The sequence below is a fragment of the Pseudomonas frederiksbergensis genome (genome assembly GCF_003732275.1).
GTDB classification, from domain to species: Bacteria; Pseudomonadota; Gammaproteobacteria; order Pseudomonadales; family Pseudomonadaceae; genus Aquipseudomonas; species Aquipseudomonas frederiksbergensis_H.
In genome coordinates, this window is record NZ_MOBM01000038.1 from 452,417 (window position 1) to 475,336 (window position 22,920).

Here is a 22,920-nt window from a genome sequence, read left to right on the forward strand (position 1 = left end):
GAGGCTTGCCCGCGAAGGCGTACGCAAGAACAACACAGCTAATCCAGGTGCGCCCAGGTCATGCGAAACGACGCCCCGCCCCACGGCGAATCCGTCACTTCCACTTGCCCGCCATGGGATTGCGACACCCGTCGCACCAGCGCCAGCCCCAAGCCAAACCCACCGGTGCGGCGGTCGCGGCTGGCGTCCAGGCGCGAGAACGGCTCGAAGATTTTCTCCCGCCCGTCCAGCGGCACGCCCGGCCCGTCGTCGTTGACCCGCACTTCGTAATGATCACCGGTGCGCACCAACGACACTTCCACCCGCTCCTCGGCATAGCGAATGGCATTGCGCAGCAAGTTGATCACCGCGCGGGCCATGAAACGCGGTTCGATACGAACTTCGTCGACCTGACATTCGACAATCAACAGCTGCACCCTGGCAGCCTCAGCCTCCAGCGCCACGCTGCCAACTACGCTGTCGAGCCAGTTGCTGGCCTGAATATTTTCCCGCGTGATCACCGTGGCGCCGCGCTCAAGGCTGGCGTACGTCAGAAGCTCGGAAACCATCTCTTCCAGCTCGCCGAGGTCGGCGTACATGTCGGCAATCAGTTCGAGATTCTGGGTCGGATCGGATTGTTGCTTGAGCTGATCAAGTTCAAACGACAACCGCGCAATCGGCGTGCGCAGTTCATGGGACACCGCGTTGGTCAGCTCGCGCTGATTGGCGATCAGGCCTTCGATGCGTGCTGCCATCAGGTTGAAGTGTTCGGCCAGATCGCGAATGTTCGAACGCTTGGACAACTGGATGCGGGACGACAGGTCGTTATCGCCGAATCGCTCGGCGGCCAGGCGCAGTTTTTCCAGGTCGCGCCAGTGCGGGCGCACCCAGAATAACAACACGAAACCGATCATCACCGCGATCATCAGATAGGCCGCGGCAATGTAAAACGACATCAGGCTCGGCTCGGCCGGCAGTTTGATGCTGAGCAGCTGCGAGCCGTCGTCAATGCGCGAGATGAATTGCGTGTACTTGTCGCGAATCACCAGCAGGCCCTGGGCCAACTCGGCTTTTTCCTCATCGGTCAGGGACAGTTGATCGGACTCGACCAGAGTCAGGCCCAAGCCGTAATGGGGGCGCACGGCTTCCAGTTGGCGCTCCCGGGCCGAACTGTCCAGGCCGCGCAACTGCTCGGCCAGCGACCAGGCCTGGCCCCGCCCCGCCTCTCGGTTGTAGCTCTGCATCTGACCGTCGAGAAGCGCATCGAACGTGCGCTCGACGGTTTGCAGGCCCAGTACCAGGCCAACCGTCATCACCAGAAACAGCCCCAAAAACAACCGCAGCATTTACAGCTCCCACGCAAACGGATTGAACAGGTAACCCTTGCCCCAGACTGTCTTGATGCACACCGGCTCGCGCGGGTTGTCCTTGAGCTTGCCGCGCAATTTACTGATGTAGACGTCGACGCTGCGGTTTAGGCCGTCGAAGGCGATACCGCGCATGTTGAGAATGTCGTCGCGGGACAGAGTCTTGCCGGCGGCGCTGGCCAGCAACCATAGCAGTTCGAATTCCATGGTGGTGAGTTCAATGCCCTCACCCGCCAATCGCACTTCGCGGCAGCTGCGGTCGATGCTCAGATGACCAAATTCCAACGAACTGCACACGCTGCTGTCTGGCATCTGACGGCGTTGCAAGGCGCGCAAACGTGCCAGCAGCACCGGTGGTTTGATCGGTTTGATCACGTAGTCGTCGGCACCGGATTCCAGGCCGAGGATGTGATCGAGGTCGTCTTCCTTGGCGGTAAGAATGACGATCGGCGTGTCGGATACGCTGCGGATTTCGCGGCACACGTGCAGGCCACTCTGGCCCGGCAGCATCAGGTCGAGCACCACGATTTTCGGTGTGAAGTCGAGGAAAGCGGCCAACGCGAGATCACCGCGATGCACCTGTCGGACCTCGAAGCCGTGTTGGGACAGGAAATGCGCGATCAGCCCGGCAAGCTTTTCGTCGTCTTCCACCAGCAGTACTTTGCCAAAACCCAGGTTATCCATAACGACCGTTTGCCAACCCTTGAATGAAGTGGCCGGCATTATGGCGCCAATCGCGTTCGGGACGGTTATCGCAAGCAGCAAAAACCGGCCACGGGGGCCGGTTTTTGGCGATGTTTCATTCTTTTAAGAGTTTTTTACAAACAGGGTCAAAGATCGCAGCCTTTATCACGCCGCTACCGGCACACCACTGTGAAAGCGAAACTCCACATCCGGCGACTCGATCAACGCCTGCTCGGCGTCACGAACCTTCTCGATCACCTGGGCGATGTCCTTGGCGTCACCGTACTGATAGGCCAGTTTCAGGTAACCCTGGAAATGCCGCGCCTCGCTTTTCAGCAGACCGAAGTAGAACTTGCCCAGTTCTTCATCCAGATGCGGCACCAACGCCTCGAAACGCTCGCAACTGCGGGCTTCGATGAAGGCGCCGACCACCAGCGTATCCACCAGCTTCACCGGCTCGTGGCTGCGCACCACTTTGCGCAGCCCCGAGGCGTAACGCCCGGCGGACAGCTGACGCAGCTCGATCTTGCGCTTTTTCATCAGGCGCATGACCTGCTCGTGATGCACCAGCTCTTCCCGGGCCAGACGCGACATCAGGTTGATCAGATCGACGTGGGAGTGGTATTTGGCAATCAGGCTCAACGCCGTGCTGGCCGCCTTGAATTCGCAGTTTTTGTGGTCGATCAGCAGGGTTTCCTGATCGGCCAGCGCGGCCTGGACCCAGCCAGCGGGCGTGCGGCAGCCAAGGAATTCGTGAATTTCGGGAAGGATCATGGGGCTCACGGATAAAAGGTACAGAACGAAGGGCGCCGATTATACCGGCCTGCCGACAGACCACCAGCCGCCAACCGTTGATATGCATCAAGTCGCCGAATGCCGACCAGCAACTATAGTTGTCCAACGCAGTGTTTTTACCTTCCAGGGAGATTCCGATCATGCAAGCCATTCGCAGCATTCTGGTGGTCATCGAACCCGAGCACTCGGAGAGCCTGGCGCTCAAACGGGCCAAACTGATCGCCGGCGTGACCCAGGCCCATTTGCACCTGTTGGTCTGCGACAAAAAGCATGACCACGCTGGCATGCTGGGTGTGCTCAAGGCGGCCCTGCTGGAGGACGGTTACAGCGTCACCACCGAACAGGCCTGGAACGAAAGCCTGCACGAAACCATCGTCGATGTGCAGCAAGCCGAAGGCTGCGGGCTGGTGATCAAGCAGCATTTCGCTGACAGCCCGCTGAAAAAAGCCCTGCTGACCCCGGCGGACTGGAAACTGCTGCGCTACTGCCCTACTCCGGTGCTGCTGGTGAAAACCGCCAAGCCCTGGACCGGCGGCGTGATCCTGGCGGCTATCGATGTCGGCAACATCGACGGCGAACACCGCACCTTGCACGCCAGCATCATTGATCATGGCTACGATATCTCCAGCCTGGCCAAAGCCCATTTGCACGTGATCAGCGCCCATCCATCGCCGATGCTGTCGGCGGCCGACCCGACGTTTCAGCTAAAAGAAACCATCGAGGCCAGTTACCGCGAGCAGTGCAAGGCGTTCCAGGCCGAGTTCGACATTGATGATGACCATCTGCACATCGAGGAAGGTCCGGCGGATGTGTTGATTCCGTATATGGCCCATAAATTGGGGGCATCGGTGACGGTGATCGGCACCGTGGCTCGGACCGGGTTGTCCGGGGCGTTGATCGGTAATACGGCGGAAGTGGTGCTGGATGCGCTGGAAAGCGATGTGCTGGTGCTCAAGCCGGATACGGTCATGGATCATCTGGAAGAGATCGTGACCCAGCATTGAAATCTGCGGTGCCCGGCAGGACGCCATCGCGAGCAGGCTCGCTCCCACATTGGATCTGTGGCGCTCACAAATCCCCTGTGGGAGCGAGCCTGCTCGCGATGCTCTTAACCGCCGAACGCATCCTTGAGAAACCCCGGCGCAATGTAGCGCTGGTAATGCGCCTCAGACAGCAGGAAAAATTCCCGATCAATGGCATCGCGCAATTCCGGGAGGTTCCAGTCGCGGAACTCCGGCAGCAGCACCATCCCGTAGGCTTCCAGATTATTGATGACCCGCGCGCCCCGGGCGATCAGCTGATAAGCCCAGCAATATTCCGACTGATGCGGCACAAAACGAATCTTGCGCTGCTCCAGCTGCAGACGCAGCAACGCGGGATCGAAAATCTCTATCTTGCTGGCCATCACCTGCGACAACAATTGCTCAAGACGCAGCCACACCGCGCGTTTTTCTTCCTCGTTGTAACCGTTCCAGTGAATCACTTCATGGTGGAAACGCTTGCAGCCACGGCACACCAGATCACCGTAAACAGTGGAGCAGAGGCCGACGCAGGGGGTCTTGATGGTCTGATTGGGCATAGGTAGGCAAAACACGGGAAAGCAGAACAGGTCGGCATGTTAGCCCTTTGTCTAACATTCATCACCCCTCAAAGTTTGGGGCCTCAGGGTCTGTTGGACTTTGGTGACGGCCGCGACGGATGCCCGCGCCTTGCCCCGCACACGTTGGCCCAGCAACGCAGCTCACCACCAAAGTCCAATAGACCCTGACTTACCTTTAATTTTTTTTTGCCGTAGAATCAGCCAGCCTTTTAAGGCGCCAATGTCCGTTAGAAGCTGTTTTCAAAGCGTCACGAGCACAGTCGTTCCTTCAGAGCGGTGTTGGCGAAGGGTTTTTCAGCGGTGAAAAACCTGACGCCAACCCTCATCAGCTCCCCGTTCTGCAGGCGTAAAACTTTGAAAGCAGCTTCTGTAAGGAATTGCCGGTAATTCTGGCTAAGCGGCCCACAACGCCACGCAGCGCATGAGTACGGCAATTTCGGGATGAGCGTCCCGGACACCCATTTGGGACCACTGATGAGGGTAATAACTGTGCTTGAAGCCTACCGCAAACATATCGAAGAGCGTGCAGCACTGGGTATCGTTCCCCAGCCGCTTAACGCCGAACAAACTGCAGGCCTGGTCGAGCTGCTGAAGAATCCCCCGGCTGGCGAAGAAGCCTTCCTCGTTGACCTGATCACCAATCGCGTTCCGCCAGGCGTGGACGAAGCGGCCTATGTAAAGGCCGGTTTCCTCTCTGCCCTCGCCAAAGGCGAAGCCAAATCCCCTCTGATCGACAAGAAACGCGCTGTTGAACTGCTCGGCACCATGCAGGGTGGCTACAACATCGTGACGCTGGTCAATCTGCTGGACGACGCCGAACTGGCACCAGTAGCCGCCGAAGAGCTCAAGCACACCCTGCTGATGTTCGACGCCTTCCACGACGTGGCTGAACGTGCCAAGAACGGCAACGTTCACGCCAAAGGCGTTCTGCAATCCTGGGCCGACGGCGAGTGGTTCAAGAACCGCCCTGTGCTGGCCGACAAGATCAGCCTGCGCGTGTTCAAGGTGACTGGCGAAACCAACACCGACGACCTGTCCCCTGCTCCTGATGCCTGGTCCCGCCCGGACATCCCGCTGCACGCCCTGGCCATGCTGAAAATGGCTCGCGACGGCATCGTGCCGGACGTACAAGGCTCCATCGGTCCGATGAAGCAGATCGAAGAAATGCGCAACAGCGGCTTCCCGATCGCCTACGTCGGTGACGTGGTCGGTACCGGTTCGTCGCGTAAATCGGCCACCAACTCGGTGCTGTGGTTCTTCGGCGACGACGTGCCTTTCGTGCCGAACAAGCGTGCTGGCGGCTTCTGCTTCGGCAGCAAGATCGCTCCGATCTTCTACAACACCATGGAAGATGCCGGCGCACTGCCAATCGAATTCGACGTAACCAACATCAACATGGGCGACGTGATCGATCTGTACCCGCACGCTGGCAAAGTCTGCAAGCACGGTACCGACGAAGTCATCACCACCTTCGAAATGAAGACCCCTGTGCTGTTGGACGAAGTCCGTGCCGGCGGTCGTATTCCGCTGATCATCGGCCGTGGCCTGACCGATAAGGCTCGCGCCGAACTGGGTCTGCCAGCGTTCGACCTGTTCAAGAAACCGGATGCCCCGATCGAAAGCACCAAGGGTTTCACCCTGGCGCAGAAAATGGTCGGCAAGGCGTGCGGCGTAGCCGGTGTGCGTCCAGGCACCTACTGCGAACCGAAGATGACCACCGTGGGTTCTCAGGACACCACCGGTCCAATGACCCGTGACGAACTGAAAGACCTGGCGTGCCTGGGCTTCTCCGCTGATCTGGTGATGCAGTCGTTCTGCCACACCGCGGCTTATCCAAAGCCGATCGACGTGACCACCCACCACACCCTGCCTGACTTCATCATGACCCGCGGCGGCGTTTCCCTGCGTCCGGGCGACGGCATCATCCACAGCTGGCTGAACCGCATGCTGCTGCCGGACACCGTCGGCACCGGTGGTGACTCGCACACCCGTTTCCCGATGGGCATTTCGTTCCCGGCCGGTTCCGGTCTGGTCGCATTCGCCGCTGCCACTGGCGTGATGCCGCTGGACATGCCGGAATCGATCCTGGTGCGTTTCAAAGGCGAGATGCAACCGGGCGTCACCCTGCGTGACCTGGTTCACGCCATTCCTTACTTCGCAATTCAGGCTGGCCTGCTGACCGTCGAGAAGAAAGGCAAGAAGAACGCCTTCTCCGGCCGAATCCTGGAAATCGAAGGCCTGGACAACCTGAGCATCGAACAGGCTTTCGAGCTGTCCGACGCCTCGGCCGAACGTTCGGCTGCCGGTTGCACCATCAAGCTGTCGAAAGAGTCGATCACCGAATACCTGCAATCGAACATCACCCTGCTGCGCTGGATGATCGGTGAAGGCTACGGTGATGTGCGTACCCTGGAACGTCGTGCTCAAGCGATGGAAGCCTGGATCGCCAACCCTGAGTTGATGGTTGCCGACGCTGACGCCGAATACGCTGAAGTCATCGAAATCGACCTGGCCGACATCAAAGAGCCTGTGCTCTGCGCGCCAAACGATCCGGACGACGCCCGTCTGCTGTCCAGCGTTGCTGGCGAGAAGATCGACGAAGTGTTCATCGGTTCGTGCATGACCAACATCGGTCACTTCCGCGCTGCCGGCAAGTTGCTGGAACAGGTCAAGGGTCAGCTGCCAACCCGTCTGTGGCTGTCGCCGCCGACCAAAATGGACGCTCACCAGCTGACCGAAGAAGGCTACTACGGCATCTACGGCAAGGCCGGCGCACGCATGGAAATGCCAGGCTGCTCGCTGTGCATGGGCAACCAGGCACGTGTAGAGCCGAACTCGACTGTGGTGTCGACGTCGACCCGTAACTTCCCGAACCGTCTGGGTGACGGCGCGAACGTCTACCTGGCTTCGGCCGAGCTGGCGTCCGTTGCGTCCATCCTGGGTCGCCTGCCGACCGTCGAGGAGTACATGGAATACGCTGGCAAGATCGACAGCATGGCGGCCGATGTTTACCGCTACCTGTCCTTCGACCAGATCGCCGAGTTCCGTGAAGCTGCTGCGAACGCCAACATCCCGGTCGTTCAAGCCTAACGTTACAACGCCATAAAAAACGCCGCCCATCGTGAGATGAGCGGCGTTTTTTTATGCCTGAAGAAATGTGGGACTCACTGCCTGGCTCACCTGAAGAACGAGGCGCCCCCATCGCGAGCAGGCTCGCTCCCACAGAAACGGTGCAGAACCTGTGGGAGCGAGCCTGCTCGCGATAGCGGACTCACAGGCCCGCAGAAACGTCAGTGGTCACTCAAATTCAGACGGTCAGCGAGTAGATCAACGCCGAAATTGCTACCAGGCCCACCGCCGTCACGAAGACGTTAGAGGCTTGACCACGAAAGCGCGCCATGGCCGGAACCTTGCGGATCGCGTACATCGGCATCAGGAACAGGATCGCGGCGATGATCGGGCCACCGAGGGTTTCGATCATGCCGAGAATGCTCGGGTTCAGCGTGGCAACGATCCAGCAGACCACCAGCATGAATGCCGCGGTCATGCGGTCCAGCGTCTTCGGTGCCGGGCGTTTGCCGCTCTTGACGATCAGGCCCTTCAAGCCTTCGCTGGCGCCGATATAGTGGCCCAGGAACGACTTGGAAATGGCCACGAAGGCAATCAACGGCGCCGCGAAGGCGATGGTCGGGTTGCTGAAGTGGTTGGCCAGGTACGACAGGATCGACAGGTTTTGCGCCTTGGCTTCCGCCAGTTGCGCCGGCGACAGGGTCAGCACGCAGCTGAAGACGAAGAACAGCACCATCACCACCATCAAGATGTGGGCGCGTGACAGGATCTGCGAGCTGCGCTCTTCGGCATGCGCGCCGTAGCGACGCTTCTGGTCCACTGCGAACGCCGAGATGATCGGCGAGTGATTGAACGAGAACACCATCACTGGAATCGCCAGCCACAGGGTGTGCAGCAGCGCCGACGACTCAGGCAGCGTGGTCGCAGTGCTGAGGATGCCGCCATTCCAGTGCGGAACCAGGAATACCGCCAGGAACATTAGCGCGACGATGAACGGATACACCATCAGGCTCATCGCCTTGACGATCGCCTGCTCACCGCAACGCACCACTGCCAACAGGCCAAGAATCAGCACGAACGACAGCACGGCGCGAGGTGGCGGCATGATGTGCAGTTGATGTTCGAGGAAACTGCCCACGGTGTTGGTCAGGGCTACGCTGTAGATCAGCAGGATCGGGAAGATCGCGAAGAAATACAGCAATGTGATCAACGCACCGGCCTTGATGCCGAAGTGTTCTTCCACCACTTCGGTGATGTCGGCGCCTTCACGGCCGGACAACACAAAGCGGGTCAGGCCACGGTGTGCGTAAAACGTCATGGGGAACGCCAGCACTGCCAGGATCAGCAGCGGCCAGAAACCGCCCAGCCCCGCGTTGATCGGCAAAAACAGGGTACCGGCCCCGATTGCCGTGCCAAACAGGCCCAGCATCCAGGTGGTGTCATGGCGATTCCAGCTTTCTAGGCTCGCTGGTGTTGCCGCTACATAGCGTTCGTCGACGCTATTGGCCTGATCATTCATCGGGTCGGATCTCCGCTTTCCGGTCACTTGCCACCCGGTCAGGACGAGTCGGAAAAACCCGACAGGCAGCGCCCTGGCCGAAACAGGGGCGCGATTGTCCGGGATTAATCAACAGAAGCAAAGGCTTAGGTGAGGAATGGTTATGCGGATCAGATTCTCCCGTAGGAGCGAGCGGACAAATCCTCTCCATCTGCCTCGCACTGATCTAGTGTTGTCATTAGAAGGATCGCAGGCTTCGCCAGCTCCGCCACCGGGAGCCAAAACCCTGGCCATTGCCAAATCGCTCTGAGGTCAGCAATCTGAAGCGACGTTCGAGCCCCCGACATTCCGCTGCCCGCAGGAGCCCAGCATGACCGCAACTGTTCTGGTACTGGTTGAAACCATTAATGAATACCTGCCGATTCTCGAACATCAGGGGTTTCATCTGATTCTGGCCCCGACCCCGGCCGAGCGTGCCGCCGCCATTGCCCGACAGGGCAGTCAGATCGATGCAGTGCTGACGCGCGGTCCATTGGGCCTGTACGCCAATGAAATTGCCGCCCTGCCCAACCTCAAGATCATCTGCGTGATCGGCGCCGGCTACGAACATGTCGACCTGCAAGCCGCCGCCGACCGCGGCATCACCGTCACCAACGGGGCCGGCGTCAATGCCTCTTCCGTCGCCGACCACGCCATGGCGTTGCTGCTGGCACTGGTGCGGGATATTCCTCGGGCCGATGCTGCCGTGCGTCGGGGCGAGTGGCCGAAAATCATGCGCCCTTCCCTGGCTGGCAAACACCTGGGCATCCTCGGCCTTGGGGCCGTCGGCATCGCTATCGCCAAACGTGCCGCCAACGGCTTCGACATGAGCGTGAGTTACCACAATCGCCAGCATCGCAGCGATGTGCCCTACAGTTTCTGCTCGACGCCGACTGAACTGGCGCGCCATTCGGATTTTCTGATAGTTGCCGCACCCGGCGGGCTCGGCACCCAACACTTGATCAACAGGCAGGTACTGGATGCTTTAGGGCCCAACGGATTTATCGTCAACATTGCCCGGGCCAGTGTGATCATCACGGCAGACCTGATCAGCGCGCTGGAACAACGACGGATCGCTGGCGCCGCGCTGGATGTCTTCGATAACGAACCCCAGGTGCCGGACGCCCTCAAGGGACTGGCCAACGTGATTCTGACCCCGCATGTCGCCGGATTGTCCCCGGAGGCCACCCAAGGCACCGTGGAACTGGTCGGCAAAAACCTGACGGCGTTTTTTTCCGGTCAACCGGTACTGACCCCCATTGCTTTACCGCCGCCGACGGCAGCCACCCGGCACAATCACTAAAGGACGCCCAATAGCAGTTATCGGTACGCTTCTTCACTATTCGCGGGTTCGCTGAGTACTGGGGTGCCGGGATGACTGGCGGCCTGGCGGCCGGGGTCGATGCCGCCACCATGAGCGTATCGACAGGCGCCGGGGTTGGTTTGGCGCTCGACCGATGCTGCCGGAGCTTAAAGCCTTGTATTGACTGAGATCGCCTCATCGCGAGCAGGCTCGCTCCCACCTTTTGGATCTCCGTCGTACATAAATACCGCGCTCAACCGAGATCCCTGTGGGAGCGAGCCTGCTCGCGATGACGTCGGCACATTCATTATCGATGCTGGCCGACATTCGTCCGCCGAGCCTGCGCTCGCACATCAGGAACGCTGATTATCCGGCAACACGCTAACCTATAAGACCGTGCCGCGCTTGTGGCCCCCCCGGCGCACCATTAGATTAGCCAATGATGTCTGGCCTCCAAAATAAGCAGAAGGGATAAGCATGGCGCTTACTGACCAGTCCACCCGTATACGCTCCGGCGAAGAACTCGATGCCAGCCTGATCGATCCTTACCTCAAGGCGCACATTCCGGGCCTGAGTGGCTTGCCGAAAATCAGCCAGTTTCCGGGCGGTGCGTCGAACCTGACTTACCTGCTGGAATACCCCGAACAGGAATTCGTCCTGCGTCGGCCACCGTTCGGTCACAAGGCCAAGTCCGCCCACGACATGGGCCGCGAATTCCGCATACTCAATCAGCTGCGGGACGGCTTTCCCTATTGCCCCAAAGCCTACGTGCATTGCACTGACGAATCGGTGATCGGCGCCGAGTTTTATGTGATGGAGCGGGTCAAGGGCATCATCCTGCGCTCCGAACTGCCGCCGGAACTGGGTCTTGATTCAGCCAAGACCGAAGCCCTGTGCAAAAGCTTCATCGACAAATTCGTGGAACTGCACCAGGTCGACTACAAGGCCTATGGCCTGGGCGACCTTGGCAAACCCGAAGGTTATGTCGCGCGGCAAATCAAAGGCTGGAGCGAGCGCTACGAAAAAGCCCTGACCCCGGATGCGCCGAAGTGGGAAGCGGTCAAGGCCTGGCTCAACGACAAGATGCCGGCCGATCACCCGACCTCGAGCATCGTCCATAACGATTACCGCTTCGACAACGTGATCCTCGACCCCGAGAACCCGATGCAGATCATCGGCGTGCTCGATTGGGAGCTGACCACCCTTGGCGACCCGCTGATGGATCTGGGCAATACCCTCGCCTACTGGATCGAAGCCGACGACCCGGCGCCGGTGCAATTAATGCGCCGCCAGCCAAGCCACGCTCCCGGCATGCTGACCCGCCGTGAGTTTGTCGATTACTACGCCGAGCGCGCCGGCATCCAGATCGACAACTTCGACTTCTACTACACCTACGGCCTGTTCCGTCTGGCCGGCATCGTGCAGCAGATCTACTACCGCTTCTTCCATGGTCAGACCCAGGACAAACGCTTCGCGCAGTTCATTCACATGAACAAACTGCTGGAGCAGATGAGCCTGCAAGTCATCTCGAAATCCAGCCTCTGATCACGGCCGCTGATCGGGCCCAAAAACAAGGAAAAATCATGTCCAAGACTCAGTTGTTCGACCTCGACGGCAAGATCGCTTTCGTCTCCGGCGCCAGCCGCGGCATCGGTGAAGCCATTGCCAGACTGCTGGCGCAGCAAGGCGCCCACGTGATCGTCTCGAGCCGCAAACTCGATGGTTGCCAGCACGTCGCCGACGCCATCATCGCCGCCGGCGGCAAGGCCACCGCCATCGCCTGCCACATTGGTGAGATGGAGCAGATCACCCAAGTCTTCGCCGGCATCCGCGAACAGTTCGGGCGCCTGGACATTCTGGTCAACAACGCCGCGACCAACCCGCAGTTCTGCAACGTCCTGGACACCGACCTCAGCGCATTCCAGAAAACCGTCGACGTGAACATTCGCGGCTATTTCTTCATGTCGGTGGAAGCCGGCAAGCTGATGCGCGAACACGGCGGCGGCAGCATCATCAACGTCGCCTCGATCAATGGTATTTCGCCGGGGATCTTCCAGGGCATCTACTCGGTGACCAAGGCCGCGGTGATCAACATGACCAAAGTCTTCGCCAAGGAATGCGCGCAATTCGGCATTCGCTGCAACGCCCTGCTACCGGGTCTGACCGACACCAAGTTTGCTTCGGCGCTGGTGAAGAACGACGCCATATTGCAAACGGCGCTGCAGCAGATTCCGCTCAAGCGTGTGGCGGATCCGAGTGAAATGGCCGGTGCGGTGTTGTATCTGGCGAGTGATGCGTCGAGCTACACGACTGGGGTTTCGTTGAATGTGGATGGTGGTTTTCTGTCCTGATTTGGTTCTGCGAATAAACTGAAGGCAGCCAAAAGGCTGCCTTTTTTGTGTCCTGCGTATGTACACCGTCCCCGTGTAGGAGCTGCCGAAGGCTGCGATCTTTTGATCTATGGCGTCAGTTGAATCGTTAAAGGTCAAAAAGATCGCAGCCTTCGGCAGCTCCTACAGTGGGATCGGCGTTTTCACAGGAAGTATCGAATCCAAACATAAGAATATTTATTCCACCATTTGCATATTGGGAATATTTATTCCATAAATAACCCTCCTGAAAATAAAAACCAAAGGACCTTGGCTATGCGCGAACTCGGTATCGGACTTATCGGCACAGGTTTCATGGGCCGTGCCCACGCCTTGGCCTTTCGCAACGTCAGCGCCGTTTTTGAATTGCCGCTGAAGCTCAAACTCGCCGCCCTCGCCGACGCCGACCCGCAACGTGCGCGCCACTGCGCCGACGCCTGGGGCTTCGATGCGGCTCACAGCGACTGGCAACAGCTGATCAATGACCCCAAGGTCAACCTGATCGCCATCACTACTCCTAATCATCTGCACTACCCCATGGCCATGGCCGCCCTAGCAGGCGGCAAACCGGTGTACTGCGAGAAGCCCTTGGCCGTGAATCTCGAACAGGCCAGTGCCATGCGTCTGGCCGCCAAAGCAGCGGGTGTGGTGACGCGGGTCGGTTACAACTATCAACACAACCCGATCATCGGCCTGGCTCGCGATCTGATTCAAAACGGATCGCTGGGGCAGATCATCAGTTTCCAGGGCGAATTCAGCGAAGACTTCATGGCCGACCCTGTTTCACCCTGGTCCTGGCGCTGCGACGCCGATTACGCCGGCGGTGCCTTGGCGGACCTGGGCAGTCACTTGCTGGCCATGGCTCGTCATCTGCTGGGCGATATCGAGGCGGTGTGCGCGGACACCCAGACCGTACATGCGCAACGCCCCGTTACGTTGGGCGGTCAGGAACGGCGCGAGGTCGCGGTCGACGATCAGGTCCACGCGTTGCTGCGGTTCGCCAACGGCGCGCGCGGGACGTTCAGCAGCAGCTGGCTCAAACACGGTTACAAGAATCACCTGAGTTTTGAAATCAGCGGCACCCTAGGCACCTTGGCGTTCGATCAGGAACGCTTGAATGAACTGCGGCTGTATCGCGCAGGGCAAGGCGGTTTCCAACGGCTGCTGGCCGGGCCGGATTTACCGGGTTATGCCGCCTTCAGCCCGGCACCGGGGCATCAGTTGGGTTACAACGAACTCAAGACCCTTGAAGTGCATGAGTTGGTGATGGCGCTGGCCGGTCTCGGTCAGGACGGGACAGATTTCGAACAGGCATGGGAAGTCGAACGCCTGGCGACGGCAATTCGTTTGGCGGCACAAGCGTCGCGGTGGGTCAGGATCGAGGAAGTCTGACCCGCCACTCAGGCCACACCCGCCGGTCGCACATCGCGCCGGTACACCTGACCCGGCTTACTGAGTGACGCAACGGGTCAGGGTCGTGGTCCGGGTCACCTGCCCTTCAACCCTCATATCACCCTGCACATCGGTGTTTTCGGAGGTCTGACAGGTTCGAACCGGTGGCGGTGGCGGCGCAGCGGGTGGTGGAGGCGGCGGACTGGCGCAACCACCCAGAATCGCCGCGCAGAGTACGAGCGACAATGGCGAAAAAATACGTATCCCAAAACTGTTCATAGGCTGACCCGCGGTAAGTAATCGACATTTTCCGCGACACAAAAACCACACCGCACACCCGCGGCCCCGTCACAGAAAAGAAATACCTCGCATTCCTTATAGCCCAGCCACCCGCCAATGCCAGAAAATCGCGAGCAGGCTCGCTCCCACAGTTTGAACGGCGTACATCAGAGGGGGATTTATAGGTTATAAGGTCGTCTTCGCGAGCAAGCCCGCTCCCACAGTGGATCGGGGGATATCTGCGAGAGAAAAGCCAGCGCCTACAAAGCACTGGACCGATGCAGGCCAATGCTCTCAAGCTCGTACCGCAACTCTTCAATCAACGCCGCCATTGCCTCTGGCGTCCTGAGCATCGCCATGCTCAACCCACTGACCACCAGATCCACCTGCCCCGTCGCCGGGTGATAAAGCTTCACCGTCAACGAATTATCCCCCGTGAGCGCACACTCACAGGCCAACGGTGAAAAATTCCGCTCCAGTTGCATACGCAATTGCGCCAGATGAATCATCCCGATTCACCTTGGCGACGACGCAAAATCGACCCCACGCTTGATCTGTTCGCACCCATGTGGCTGTTCCTTTAGCTGCATCGAAGAGGACCCGATACCGACCCGAAGTCACGTATCGCACCCTTACAGCCTAGAAAAACCAGCCCCTTGGCAGAACATCAAATTGCACCATCCCAACTAGTGCATTTGCATCTTAACGTTGCCCCTTGGGCCGCCTCTCGCTGGAGAACAGACCCCGTTCGCGGGCCCATACAATCGCCTCACTGCGGCTATGCACGTCGAGCTTGGAATACACCGTCGAGACATGATTACGCACCGTATTGGGCGCCAGTTTCAGGCGCGCGGCGATTTCCTTGTCGGCGAGGCCTTCACAGATCAAGCCGAGCACATCACGCTCCCGGGCGGTCAGGTCGGTGAACGACACACTGGGCAATTGCGGCAAATTGACGTTCTTCACATTAGCCAGTTTCTCGATCAGCGTGCGGCTGAACCAGGAGGCATCTTTCATCACCTCTTCAATCGCCGACACCAACTCCAGCTCGGTGCGTTTACGCTCCGTGATGTCCATCAACACCAGCAGATAACAAGTGCCGTCCTGAATGTTCACGGTGTCCGCCGAGACGGCGCAATCGATCAGCCCGGCATCCTTGCAGCGTACCCTGACATCGACGCGATCCACGCGCCCGGTTTTCTCCAGGGCCGCAAACAGTCGCGTGCGAGTGCCCGCATCGTCGATGAATCCGAGTTGCGCCACGGTCTTGCCGAGCACCTCTTCACTGGGGCACGCGAGGGTATCGAGAAAGGCTTCGTTGACGTCCATCACCACTTGATCGTCGGCGCTGCACACCAGGATCGGCACCGGGGTGAGGCGAAAGGCTTTGGCGAACCGTTCCTCGCTCTGGCGCAGGGCAATTTCGGCCTTGTGCCGCAGCTCCATGTCGACGAAGGAAAACAGCATGCAAGCTTCGTCGTTGAGCTCCAGCGGTTGCCCGGCAACGATCACCTGTTTGCTGCCACCGTCGGGCAATTGCAGTTCGGCCTGCATCTGCGGAATGGTTGCCCCGTCACGCAAACGCTGCTTGGCCAGTTCCTTGTTTTCAGCGCGCTCCAGTACATCCAGCTCATAGGTCGAAGCGCCGATCACCTGATCGCGGGCATAACCGGTCATTTCCAGGAAGCCCTGATTGACTTTGATGAAGCGCAAATCGCTGAGGCGACAGATCACCGCCGGGGCCGGGTTGGCATTGAAGGTCTTTTCGAAACGCTGCTCGGCGCTGGCCCATTCGGTGACGTCGTTCATGATCAGCACCAACGACTCCGGCTCGCCGGCGCGGTCGGCCAGCACCATGCTGCGCACGCTATGAACCCAGGTGCGCTCTTTGTTTTCGACTGGCGTCAATTCAACAAGAACATCACTGAACATCTCGCCGCGGGCCACGCGGCTGATCGGATAATTCTCCGTCGCTACCGGATGATTGTTGCGATAGCGCAAGGCAAACCGCTTCGCGTACTCCCTGGCATTGGCGCCCAGCTCACCAATCCGATTGACACCGTGCATGGCCAGCGCGGCGTCATTGGCCCAGAGAATGGTCTGGTCGAGCTCCAGCAGAATCACCCCATCGGACAGTCCGGCGATGATCTGCTGCAACTGGCGGCGATTGGTTTCGGTGGTCAGGACGTCCTGGCTCATTGGAACTCCACGATTGCGGCGGCGCAGTTACGCGCGACCCTGTGAAGATTACGACCGCCAGCGTTTGCGATAGTGCAGATAGCACTGCCACCTCCTCCAATTGCCAACACAACCTTTGTGGCGAGGGAGCTTGCTCCCGCTGGAGCGCGAAGCGGTCCCAAATCCTGTCACCGCGTTGTTTCAGGTACTGCGCGTTAGTTGGTTTACGACCGCTACGAAGCCGAACGGGAGCAAGCTCCCTCGCCATACGGCGGCGGTGCGACGTTCGCGCGCCCCTCGATGCTGAGTGTTTCTTCCGTGATGACTTAGAAGTCTGACATCGACTTCATCGCCAGCTCTATTCGCTCCCGTGCAGCGCTGGTCAGGCGCCTCACCCCCAATGCTTTAGCGATTTCAAGTGGCCTGTCACCTGCTGAGATCAAGGACGCCACCGTCAGCAACTCCTCGGCAGCTATCTCTTCTACAGACCGGGCATCTTCGATAGTCACCGGTATCCGATAGCGGTTCCAGCCAGCAACATCATTTTCAGAGTGCCAGACAAATTGACCGTCAACGGGATCGGTTCTCAGGTGATGATTCTGCTCTGTCAGGTCCAGGACTCGTTCTCGAATAAGGCGTCCGGAGCGCTGAAACCCATGAGCTCGAGCAACCCGTTGCACCAGCAATGAGTCGAGGATTGGAGCTTCGTGTACTAATACATGTGCAATCAAATCTGCGAGAACTGCGTCGTATTCTGGCGAGTAAAAGGCCTCTGCACTAATCCTGTCGCCCACACCGGTGAAATCAGTGACACGGTACTCACCTTTGATCGCAGGGCTGGCCGACGCCATAAAGGATCTCGCAATTTTGAGGTCTACCGGCTCCTCGACTGGCATTTCCATCGCTGGTGCGTCGACAACTTCTTCTACTTGATCAACGACTGTTGCTACTGGAGCGTTCTGCACCAGTGACAATTGAGGAATATGCAGATCTTTGTTGGGCGACAGGCTTGCGGCGGGGACCGCACGAGACTCCTGCAGCAGCGCTTCCAGTGACACATGCAAGCGATCAAGGGCACCAGACTTATCAATCCACCATTCGGTGGACCACAGTCGAACCAACTTCCAGCCCAACCCTTTGAGAATTGCACTGCGGACTTTGTCGCGGTCTCTGGCTGTCGCAGCGCTGTGGTAGGTCGCGCCATCGCATTCGACACCGACAAGATAGTCACCTGGTCTATCTGGATGGACGATCCCCAAATCAATTCGAAAACGAGAGACACCAATCTGCGGCACCACTTGCCAGCCCTTACGTCGCAAACCTTGAGCGACCGCTTCTTCAAACGGCGAATCGTAGCCACCCACTGAACCCTGTACCGCTTCAGCCAGCGCCCTCGGCCCACGCTGCGCAAACTCAATAAAGTGTTTCAGATCACGCACGGCTCGTGCATTGGTACGGTTCAGGTCAACCATCGAAGAATCAAAAGACGAGAAGACCAGCATTTCCCTACGCGCACGTGTTATCGCGACATTCAAACGACGCCATCCACCTTCCTTATTCAGGGGGCCGAAGTTCATCGACATAACCTGAGCACCAGATTCCGTCGGACCATACCCAATACCCAGCATGATCAAATCACGTTCGTCACCTTGTACTGTCTCCAGATTTTTTACGACTACAGGTTCGGCAATATCATCCTGGAAAAATGGCTCAATCTGCGGAAATTGTTGCCGTGCTCTGTCCAACAGATCGGTAATAAGCCTTTGCTGATCGCTGTTAAGCGTGATGATCCCGATCGTATGACCCGCAGCGATAAAGGCTGGGTCCATCAAGCGCTTCACGGTTTCGGTAACGATGGCCTCGGCCTCTGCCTGATTGTGCCGGCCTTTACCCTTCGCATAAACACCGTCAACACGACGCCACTCCACAGCACTCGCCCGTGTTTCGGCAGCCGGGAACGTAATCAAGTTACTGTCGTAATAACGATGGTTGGAAAACGCAATCAAGCTTTCATGGCGACTACGGTAGTGCCAGCTGAGACTATGGCTCGGGATGCCCGCGCCGAGACACTCATCCAGAATGCTTTCCATATCCTCCGCCGTATCATCTTCTGAGGCGGACGCAGCGCGATTGAAAAAATTAGTAGGTGGCATCTGCCGAGGATCACCTGCGATTACCACCTGCTTGCCTCTCGCAATGGAGCCGATGGCGTCCCATGGGGCAATTTGCGAAGCCTCATCGAAGATGACCAAGTCAAAAAGGGCCAGATCTGTCGGTAGATATTGCGCAATCGAAAGCGGACTCATCAGCATACAAGGGGCAAGCTTGGACATTGCATCACCCATCTCGACTGCCAGTTGTCGTACTGGTTTATGGCGCCGAGATTTTAGCAGTTCATGTTTCAAAATACCAAAGCCGCCTTGCTTGCCGATCTCGTTTTTTGACGGGATCAAACCACACAGTTTTGCTCGGATGTATCGCACTGTGAGCTTGGACAAATCCTCATCAAGGCGAATAAATGCGTCAATGTCGCTTGCGTGTTCCGCGGGTACAAAGTTTCGCAACAACGGTTCTGCATCAATCGTCACCGTTGCAAACCAACGAGCGTAGGCCGTTTCGAAGGTATCAACAGTGCCACCTTCAGGTATCGCATTAGCCGCCAGTGCATCGCTTAAAGGTTGAAGCCCTGAGGCAATTGCCTCCTCTCTAACCCGGCACCAATCACACCAGGCTTTCAGCTTCGACTCCTGCCGGACGATGGCATTAGAGGCTTCTAGCAAGGACTCAATCGTCAGCTTGCCTTCAAATGGACGGTTGCCCAGTTCGTTGAATCGTTTAGTTGCTTGATTAAAGTAAGCCAGTGCATCCTTCAACTGATGAAGCGCCGAGGCAATGAACCCTCCTCCACCCAGTAATTCATTGGCTTTAACGACAAGCTTTTCAGTGGCCCCGCGCAATACAATCAGGTCCTCAGGGGACTCTGCCCTTGAGCTAATCATCGTCCGCAAGCGCTCGCCCAACTCACATGCAGCGGCCATGGCAGACACATTGCTGGACAGGCCGCTCCAGCCAGGCACAGAGCTCAAATCTGCAGATACACCCTCCAGAGAGATAAGCAAGCTGCGCATTTCGTTGAACTTGAGCAGATCCGACTCAACGTCTGGAAGACCAGCAGCACCACCAACGCTTGCCAAGTTTTTGGCCACCTTCTTCTTGCCGAAAGTAGCGAGTATCCAGAACTTACCGTTGGCTACCTCCCAGTCGTTTTTGAGCTGTTCAAGGTTGAGGGTGCGGCAAGCTTCTGGTGCGTATCGCAGAGATAGCGATTGTTCGATTTCTCGATATTCAGCTAGTAGCTGAATGGCTTTTTTGGCGGCGCTTATCTTCGCGCTCACATTCAGCGTAAAAACGAATGAAAGATCAACACCATGTGCATCAACCAGAACAGCGACGAACTGCGCAAGTTGCTCGATATCGTCGCTATGTGCGACCGCAAGTGGAAGGTCCGTTGCCTTCAACAAACTGGTGCTTGCGGCTTTAAGTCGTTCTATTGCACTAGGCAAATCACTGGCAGCAGCAACAATCGCCTCCTGCCACCCGTTCGACCAATCCGTAGGGGCCAAAAGTGAAAAGCCGACAGAAAGCTCTCGGGCGGCCTGACTATTTAGGTCAAGACGTCTAGCGATATCGCGCAGCAGAGCATAGGTATGCGCGTCGTGGGTTGTTCCTTCTGGCCATCCAAGACGCGGTAACGAGGAATTTCCATCCCGCACAACCCGGCCGATAGCCTGATGCACAGACAATCCATTGGGCGAACGGCGATGCAACAACTCAACAACTTCATTTAGTCGATTTCGCAGCTTATGCAGCTTCGCTGTTTCAACTGTCCATTCGTCTGCTGTCAGAGCATCACGCACGTCCCATGCACGTTCGAGTTGTTTGAGCACTTCCACTTTCGAGGTCTTGCTGGAGTGGAGCTCAAGGCAGAACTCGCCCAATCCTTTTTCTTCAAGTCGACGATAAACCACATCCAGAGCAGCCATCTTTTCAGCGACAAACAATACTCTGCGCCCTAAGGCGAGGTTGTGCGCAATCATATTGGCAATGGTTTGAGATTTACCGGTGCCGGGAGGTCCGTCGAGTACAAAGTCACAACCACTGGCCGATGCAACGACGGCTGCTAATTGGGAGGAGTCTGCCGGTAACGGTGTAAAAAGATCAGCCGGATTGACCTTCCTATCCAATTCATTGGGGTGAGGAAAGTCACCTGAGGTGGAATAACCTTCACCGCCAACACTCCTCTCGAGCAAGTGCTTGACCATGGGGCTTTTCAAAAGCTGTTCTGAGCGGGCCGCCAGATCCTGCCACATCAAGTATTTTGCAAAGGAAAAAGTCCCAAGCACAAGTTCCGTAGTGACTTCAAACCCCGGCACATCCCTTATCGCACGCCTGACAGTATTCCAGATACCTGCTACATCGATACCGCTTTCATCGGTCGGAAGCTCTCCTTCCAATCCTGGAATCACCAACTCGAAATCGTGCCGAAGCAACTCGAGCAATGTCAGGTTAAAGCGAGGTTCATCCTCAAGCAGGGTCATCGTCACACCCGACAAGGCACTTTTTCGATCAAGCTTTACCGGTAACAAAATCAGGGGAGCTGAATAGGTCTTCGAATCGTCTGCCGACTTTTTCCACTTTAGAAAGCCGAGAGCAAGAAACAGCGTGTTAGCGCCGCCCTCATCAAGATCGCTCCGGGCTTTGCGATAAAGCTCTATCAGCGCTACTTCAAGTTTGCTTTTCTCCAGCGTGGCCAGTACTTCACCTCGAGACAGAGCGCTCCGTGCATATTCATCGCGCAAACTTTCACGATTTTGCTGTTCATAAAGAGCGGCGTCTCTACCGCCTGCTTCTAGATCGGGTACCGAAACAATTCTGATGCGTTTACCACTGGCCAGTTGATCCTCCAACTCAGCAGGCTCGGGGCAAATCAAGCGAACGCCCTTTGCGCTATCAGGCAGGTGCAAGAGGCGGTTTCTAGTAGTCAGGTCCAGAAGCTTGCGCTGCCACAAGGTTAGCTTCCCAGCCGGAGAATCGGTTTCGGTAAGAATTTCAATGTCGAAACCAGGTAGCGAAGGCGCAATTTCCAACGCCTCTAGAGTTGCTTCCGAATCTTGAACAGTTTCCGATTTTGGCCCAGAGATCGACGTTGCCAAAGGTCGGATGCGTTGCATACGCGCCCGGTGTATATCAATGGCCATGATGAAATCTTCATCATTAATTTGCCGCTCTGCTGTACTTACTGCCTGACTGAAACTCGGCACAGGAAACCGCGTAGCAAGGGTGGTTTCAAATACGAGGGCTTCTTTCAGGTCAATACGCTTTCGTACAGCAGAAGCTTCGTCGGTAATGAGCTGGGAAAATTCTTGTGGTTGAAGCCAAACACCAACAAAAGCGTGGCCTTTGGTCAGTATCAAGAGAGCATTGAGCCCCGCCTGTTCTAGTGCTGCCGAAAAAAGCAATGCGGTGTCCAAGCAGGTTGCGACACCACCCTCCAGAATAAGCCCTGGTGTTCGGACCTTTTGCCCTTGGGTTTCAAAGCTTGCGGGTGGTAATGCATAACTTAATCTCAGACCACAGACTGCCGACCATATCGCGGAAGCCAGTTCCCACGTTAGGGTTCTGGATTTGCTTTCGTATCCGTTGATGCCATCTGGTTTACCAGCGCGACGTAAAACATCCGAAGCAGACTTAAGTATCCGATCAACGGCCGGATCATTGGGCATGGAAAACGCAGGAAGCAACTCCGGCATGGAGTTCACGCCGCCCCATTCGTTTTTTGCTAGAAGCTCAATCGGGAACGACTGGCTGTAGAGAATTTCTGCTTTGCAGCGGAGGCGCAGAACCAACGTTGCAGTCAGGCTTTCCGCAAGGTCTGCAAGATAGCCAGCATTCAGCGTCAAATTGCGCTCTGAAATATGCAGCGTCGAATCTTTGCTTAACCGGTCGAGCCGCCACGTCTTGCCTTCGAGGAAGGGAGGATCCGCCACAAGCTCCAGCTCAAGATCGTTATAATCTGCATCACCGTCATTGTGTACCATCAGCTCCCTTAGGACTGGCACAGCATTCTGGTGGGAAGCAAAGCCAATTTTATTGGCGATCACTCCCTCGATCTTGATGGTCATAAACCATTTCTCCGTGGTGAACTCGACGACGCGACTTTGAAAGACAGGCACAAATAGTGGGCATACTCACCGACATGCATGGATTTTGAAACTGCTTTTTTTACTATATGTGTAGTTGCGAAAGCTCCTACTCTTAAGGCTGTGCATTTATCGTAAGAATCAACACTGAAAGCTCGCAAGCGTAGG

Annotated in this window: 14 protein-coding genes; 6 read left to right on the forward strand and 8 right to left on the reverse strand. The window is 57.4% G+C overall.

All coding sequences use genetic code 11. The annotated features are described in order from the left end of the window. Nucleotides 1-38: 38 nt before the first annotated feature. From BK662_RS21340 to BK662_RS21350, 3 genes are all read right to left on the reverse strand, one after another. Entirely contained in the window at nt 39-1,325 is a 1,287-nt protein-coding gene (locus BK662_RS21340) for an ATP-binding protein (RefSeq protein ID WP_123359714.1), read from the reverse strand. Beyond that, nucleotides 1,326-2,030 (reverse strand): response regulator, encoded by a 705-nt coding sequence (locus BK662_RS21345; RefSeq protein ID WP_123359936.1) that lies wholly within the window; start codon nt 2,028-2,030, stop codon nt 1,326-1,328. It abuts the gene before it with no gap. 165 nt (nt 2,031-2,195) lie between these two features. Next, complete coding sequence (locus tag BK662_RS21350; protein WP_123359715.1) at nt 2,196-2,804, reverse strand: MiaE family protein; 609 nt, start codon at nt 2,802-2,804, stop codon at nt 2,196-2,198. Nucleotides 2,805-2,965: 161 nt separating this feature from the next. Here BK662_RS21350 and uspL point away from each other — a divergent pair, with 161 nt between their 5' ends. Next, complete coding sequence (uspL, locus tag BK662_RS21355; RefSeq protein ID WP_123359716.1) at nt 2,966-3,829, forward strand: universal stress protein UspL; 864 nt, start codon at nt 2,966-2,968, stop codon at nt 3,827-3,829. A gap of 104 nt (nt 3,830-3,933) precedes the next feature. On the opposite strand, the gene BK662_RS21360 is transcribed toward uspL, so the two are convergent. Then, nucleotides 3,934-4,404, reverse strand: a complete 471-nt coding sequence (locus tag BK662_RS21360) for a DUF1289 domain-containing protein (RefSeq protein WP_030130429.1) — start codon at nt 4,402-4,404, stop codon at nt 3,934-3,936. A gap of 510 nt (nt 4,405-4,914) precedes the next feature. Here BK662_RS21360 and acnB point away from each other — a divergent pair. Continuing rightward, entirely contained in the window at nt 4,915-7,515 is a 2,601-nt protein-coding gene (gene acnB / locus BK662_RS21365) for a bifunctional aconitate hydratase 2/2-methylisocitrate dehydratase (protein ID WP_032835413.1), read from the forward strand. Between the two features lie 217 nt (nt 7,516-7,732). Here the strand turns inward: acnB and BK662_RS21370 are convergent, their stop codons facing one another. Then, a complete protein-coding gene (locus BK662_RS21370; protein WP_123359717.1) occupies nt 7,733-9,013 on the reverse strand; it encodes a serine/threonine transporter in 1,281 nt (426 codons plus the stop codon). Nucleotides 9,014-9,362: 349 nt separating this feature from the next. Here BK662_RS21370 and BK662_RS21375 point away from each other — a divergent pair, with 349 nt between their 5' ends. The 4 genes from BK662_RS21375 (at nt 9,363) to BK662_RS21395 (ending at nt 14,095) form a co-directional block, all read left to right on the forward strand. Next, on the forward strand, nt 9,363-10,334 hold the full coding sequence (locus BK662_RS21375) for a 2-hydroxyacid dehydrogenase (RefSeq protein ID WP_123359718.1): 972 nt from the start codon (nt 9,363-9,365) through the stop codon (nt 10,332-10,334). A 477-nt stretch (nt 10,335-10,811) separates the two neighbouring features. Continuing rightward, complete coding sequence (locus BK662_RS21385; protein ID WP_123359719.1) at nt 10,812-11,879, forward strand: phosphotransferase family protein; 1,068 nt, start codon at nt 10,812-10,814, stop codon at nt 11,877-11,879. 38 nt (nt 11,880-11,917) lie between these two features. Then, nucleotides 11,918-12,685 (forward strand): SDR family oxidoreductase, encoded by a 768-nt coding sequence (locus tag BK662_RS21390; RefSeq protein WP_123359720.1) that lies wholly within the window; start codon nt 11,918-11,920, stop codon nt 12,683-12,685. 294 nt (nt 12,686-12,979) lie between these two features. After that, complete coding sequence (locus BK662_RS21395) at nt 12,980-14,095, forward strand: Gfo/Idh/MocA family protein (RefSeq protein WP_123359721.1); 1,116 nt, start codon at nt 12,980-12,982, stop codon at nt 14,093-14,095. Nucleotides 14,096-14,634: 539 nt separating this feature from the next. Here the strand turns inward: BK662_RS21395 and BK662_RS21400 are convergent. From BK662_RS21400 to proA, 3 genes are all read right to left on the reverse strand, one after another. Next, nucleotides 14,635-14,883 (reverse strand): DUF1652 domain-containing protein, encoded by a 249-nt coding sequence (locus tag BK662_RS21400; protein WP_123359722.1) that lies wholly within the window; start codon nt 14,881-14,883, stop codon nt 14,635-14,637. Nucleotides 14,884-15,076: 193 nt separating this feature from the next. Continuing rightward, nucleotides 15,077-16,573, reverse strand: a complete 1,497-nt coding sequence (locus BK662_RS21405) for a helix-turn-helix transcriptional regulator (protein ID WP_123359723.1) — start codon at nt 16,571-16,573, stop codon at nt 15,077-15,079. A 305-nt stretch (nt 16,574-16,878) separates the two neighbouring features. Beyond that, a complete protein-coding gene (proA, locus tag BK662_RS21410) occupies nt 16,879-22,734 on the reverse strand; it encodes an anti-phage protein ProA (protein WP_123359724.1) in 5,856 nt (1,951 codons plus the stop codon). Between the last annotated feature and the right edge of the window lie 186 nt (nt 22,735-22,920).

What these genes read in the sequence shown, in the direction of transcription:
- BK662_RS21390 (WP_123359720.1), top strand. Translation starts at nt 11,918, where the DNA reads ATGTCCAAGACTCAGTTGTTCGACCTCGACGGCAAGATCGCTTTCGTC.
- proA (WP_123359724.1), bottom strand. Translation starts at nt 22,734, where the DNA reads ATGACCATCAAGATCGAGGGAGTGATCGCCAATAAAATTGGCTTTGCT.
- BK662_RS21395 (WP_123359721.1), top strand. Translation starts at nt 12,980, where the DNA reads ATGCGCGAACTCGGTATCGGACTTATCGGCACAGGTTTCATGGGCCGT.
- BK662_RS21345 (WP_123359936.1), bottom strand. Translation starts at nt 2,030, where the DNA reads ATGGATAACCTGGGTTTTGGCAAAGTACTGCTGGTGGAAGACGACGAA.
- BK662_RS21385 (WP_123359719.1), top strand. Translation starts at nt 10,812, where the DNA reads ATGGCGCTTACTGACCAGTCCACCCGTATACGCTCCGGCGAAGAACTC.
- BK662_RS21340 (WP_123359714.1), bottom strand. Translation starts at nt 1,325, where the DNA reads ATGCTGCGGTTGTTTTTGGGGCTGTTTCTGGTGATGACGGTTGGCCTG.
- BK662_RS21405 (WP_123359723.1), bottom strand. Translation starts at nt 16,573, where the DNA reads ATGAGCCAGGACGTCCTGACCACCGAAACCAATCGCCGCCAGTTGCAG.
- uspL (WP_123359716.1), top strand. Translation starts at nt 2,966, where the DNA reads ATGCAAGCCATTCGCAGCATTCTGGTGGTCATCGAACCCGAGCACTCG.
- BK662_RS21360 (WP_030130429.1), bottom strand. Translation starts at nt 4,404, where the DNA reads ATGCCCAATCAGACCATCAAGACCCCCTGCGTCGGCCTCTGCTCCACT.
- BK662_RS21370 (WP_123359717.1), bottom strand. Translation starts at nt 9,013, where the DNA reads ATGAATGATCAGGCCAATAGCGTCGACGAACGCTATGTAGCGGCAACA.
- BK662_RS21350 (WP_123359715.1), bottom strand. Translation starts at nt 2,804, where the DNA reads ATGATCCTTCCCGAAATTCACGAATTCCTTGGCTGCCGCACGCCCGCT.
- BK662_RS21375 (WP_123359718.1), top strand. Translation starts at nt 9,363, where the DNA reads ATGACCGCAACTGTTCTGGTACTGGTTGAAACCATTAATGAATACCTG.
- BK662_RS21400 (WP_123359722.1), bottom strand. Translation starts at nt 14,883, where the DNA reads ATGATTCATCTGGCGCAATTGCGTATGCAACTGGAGCGGAATTTTTCA.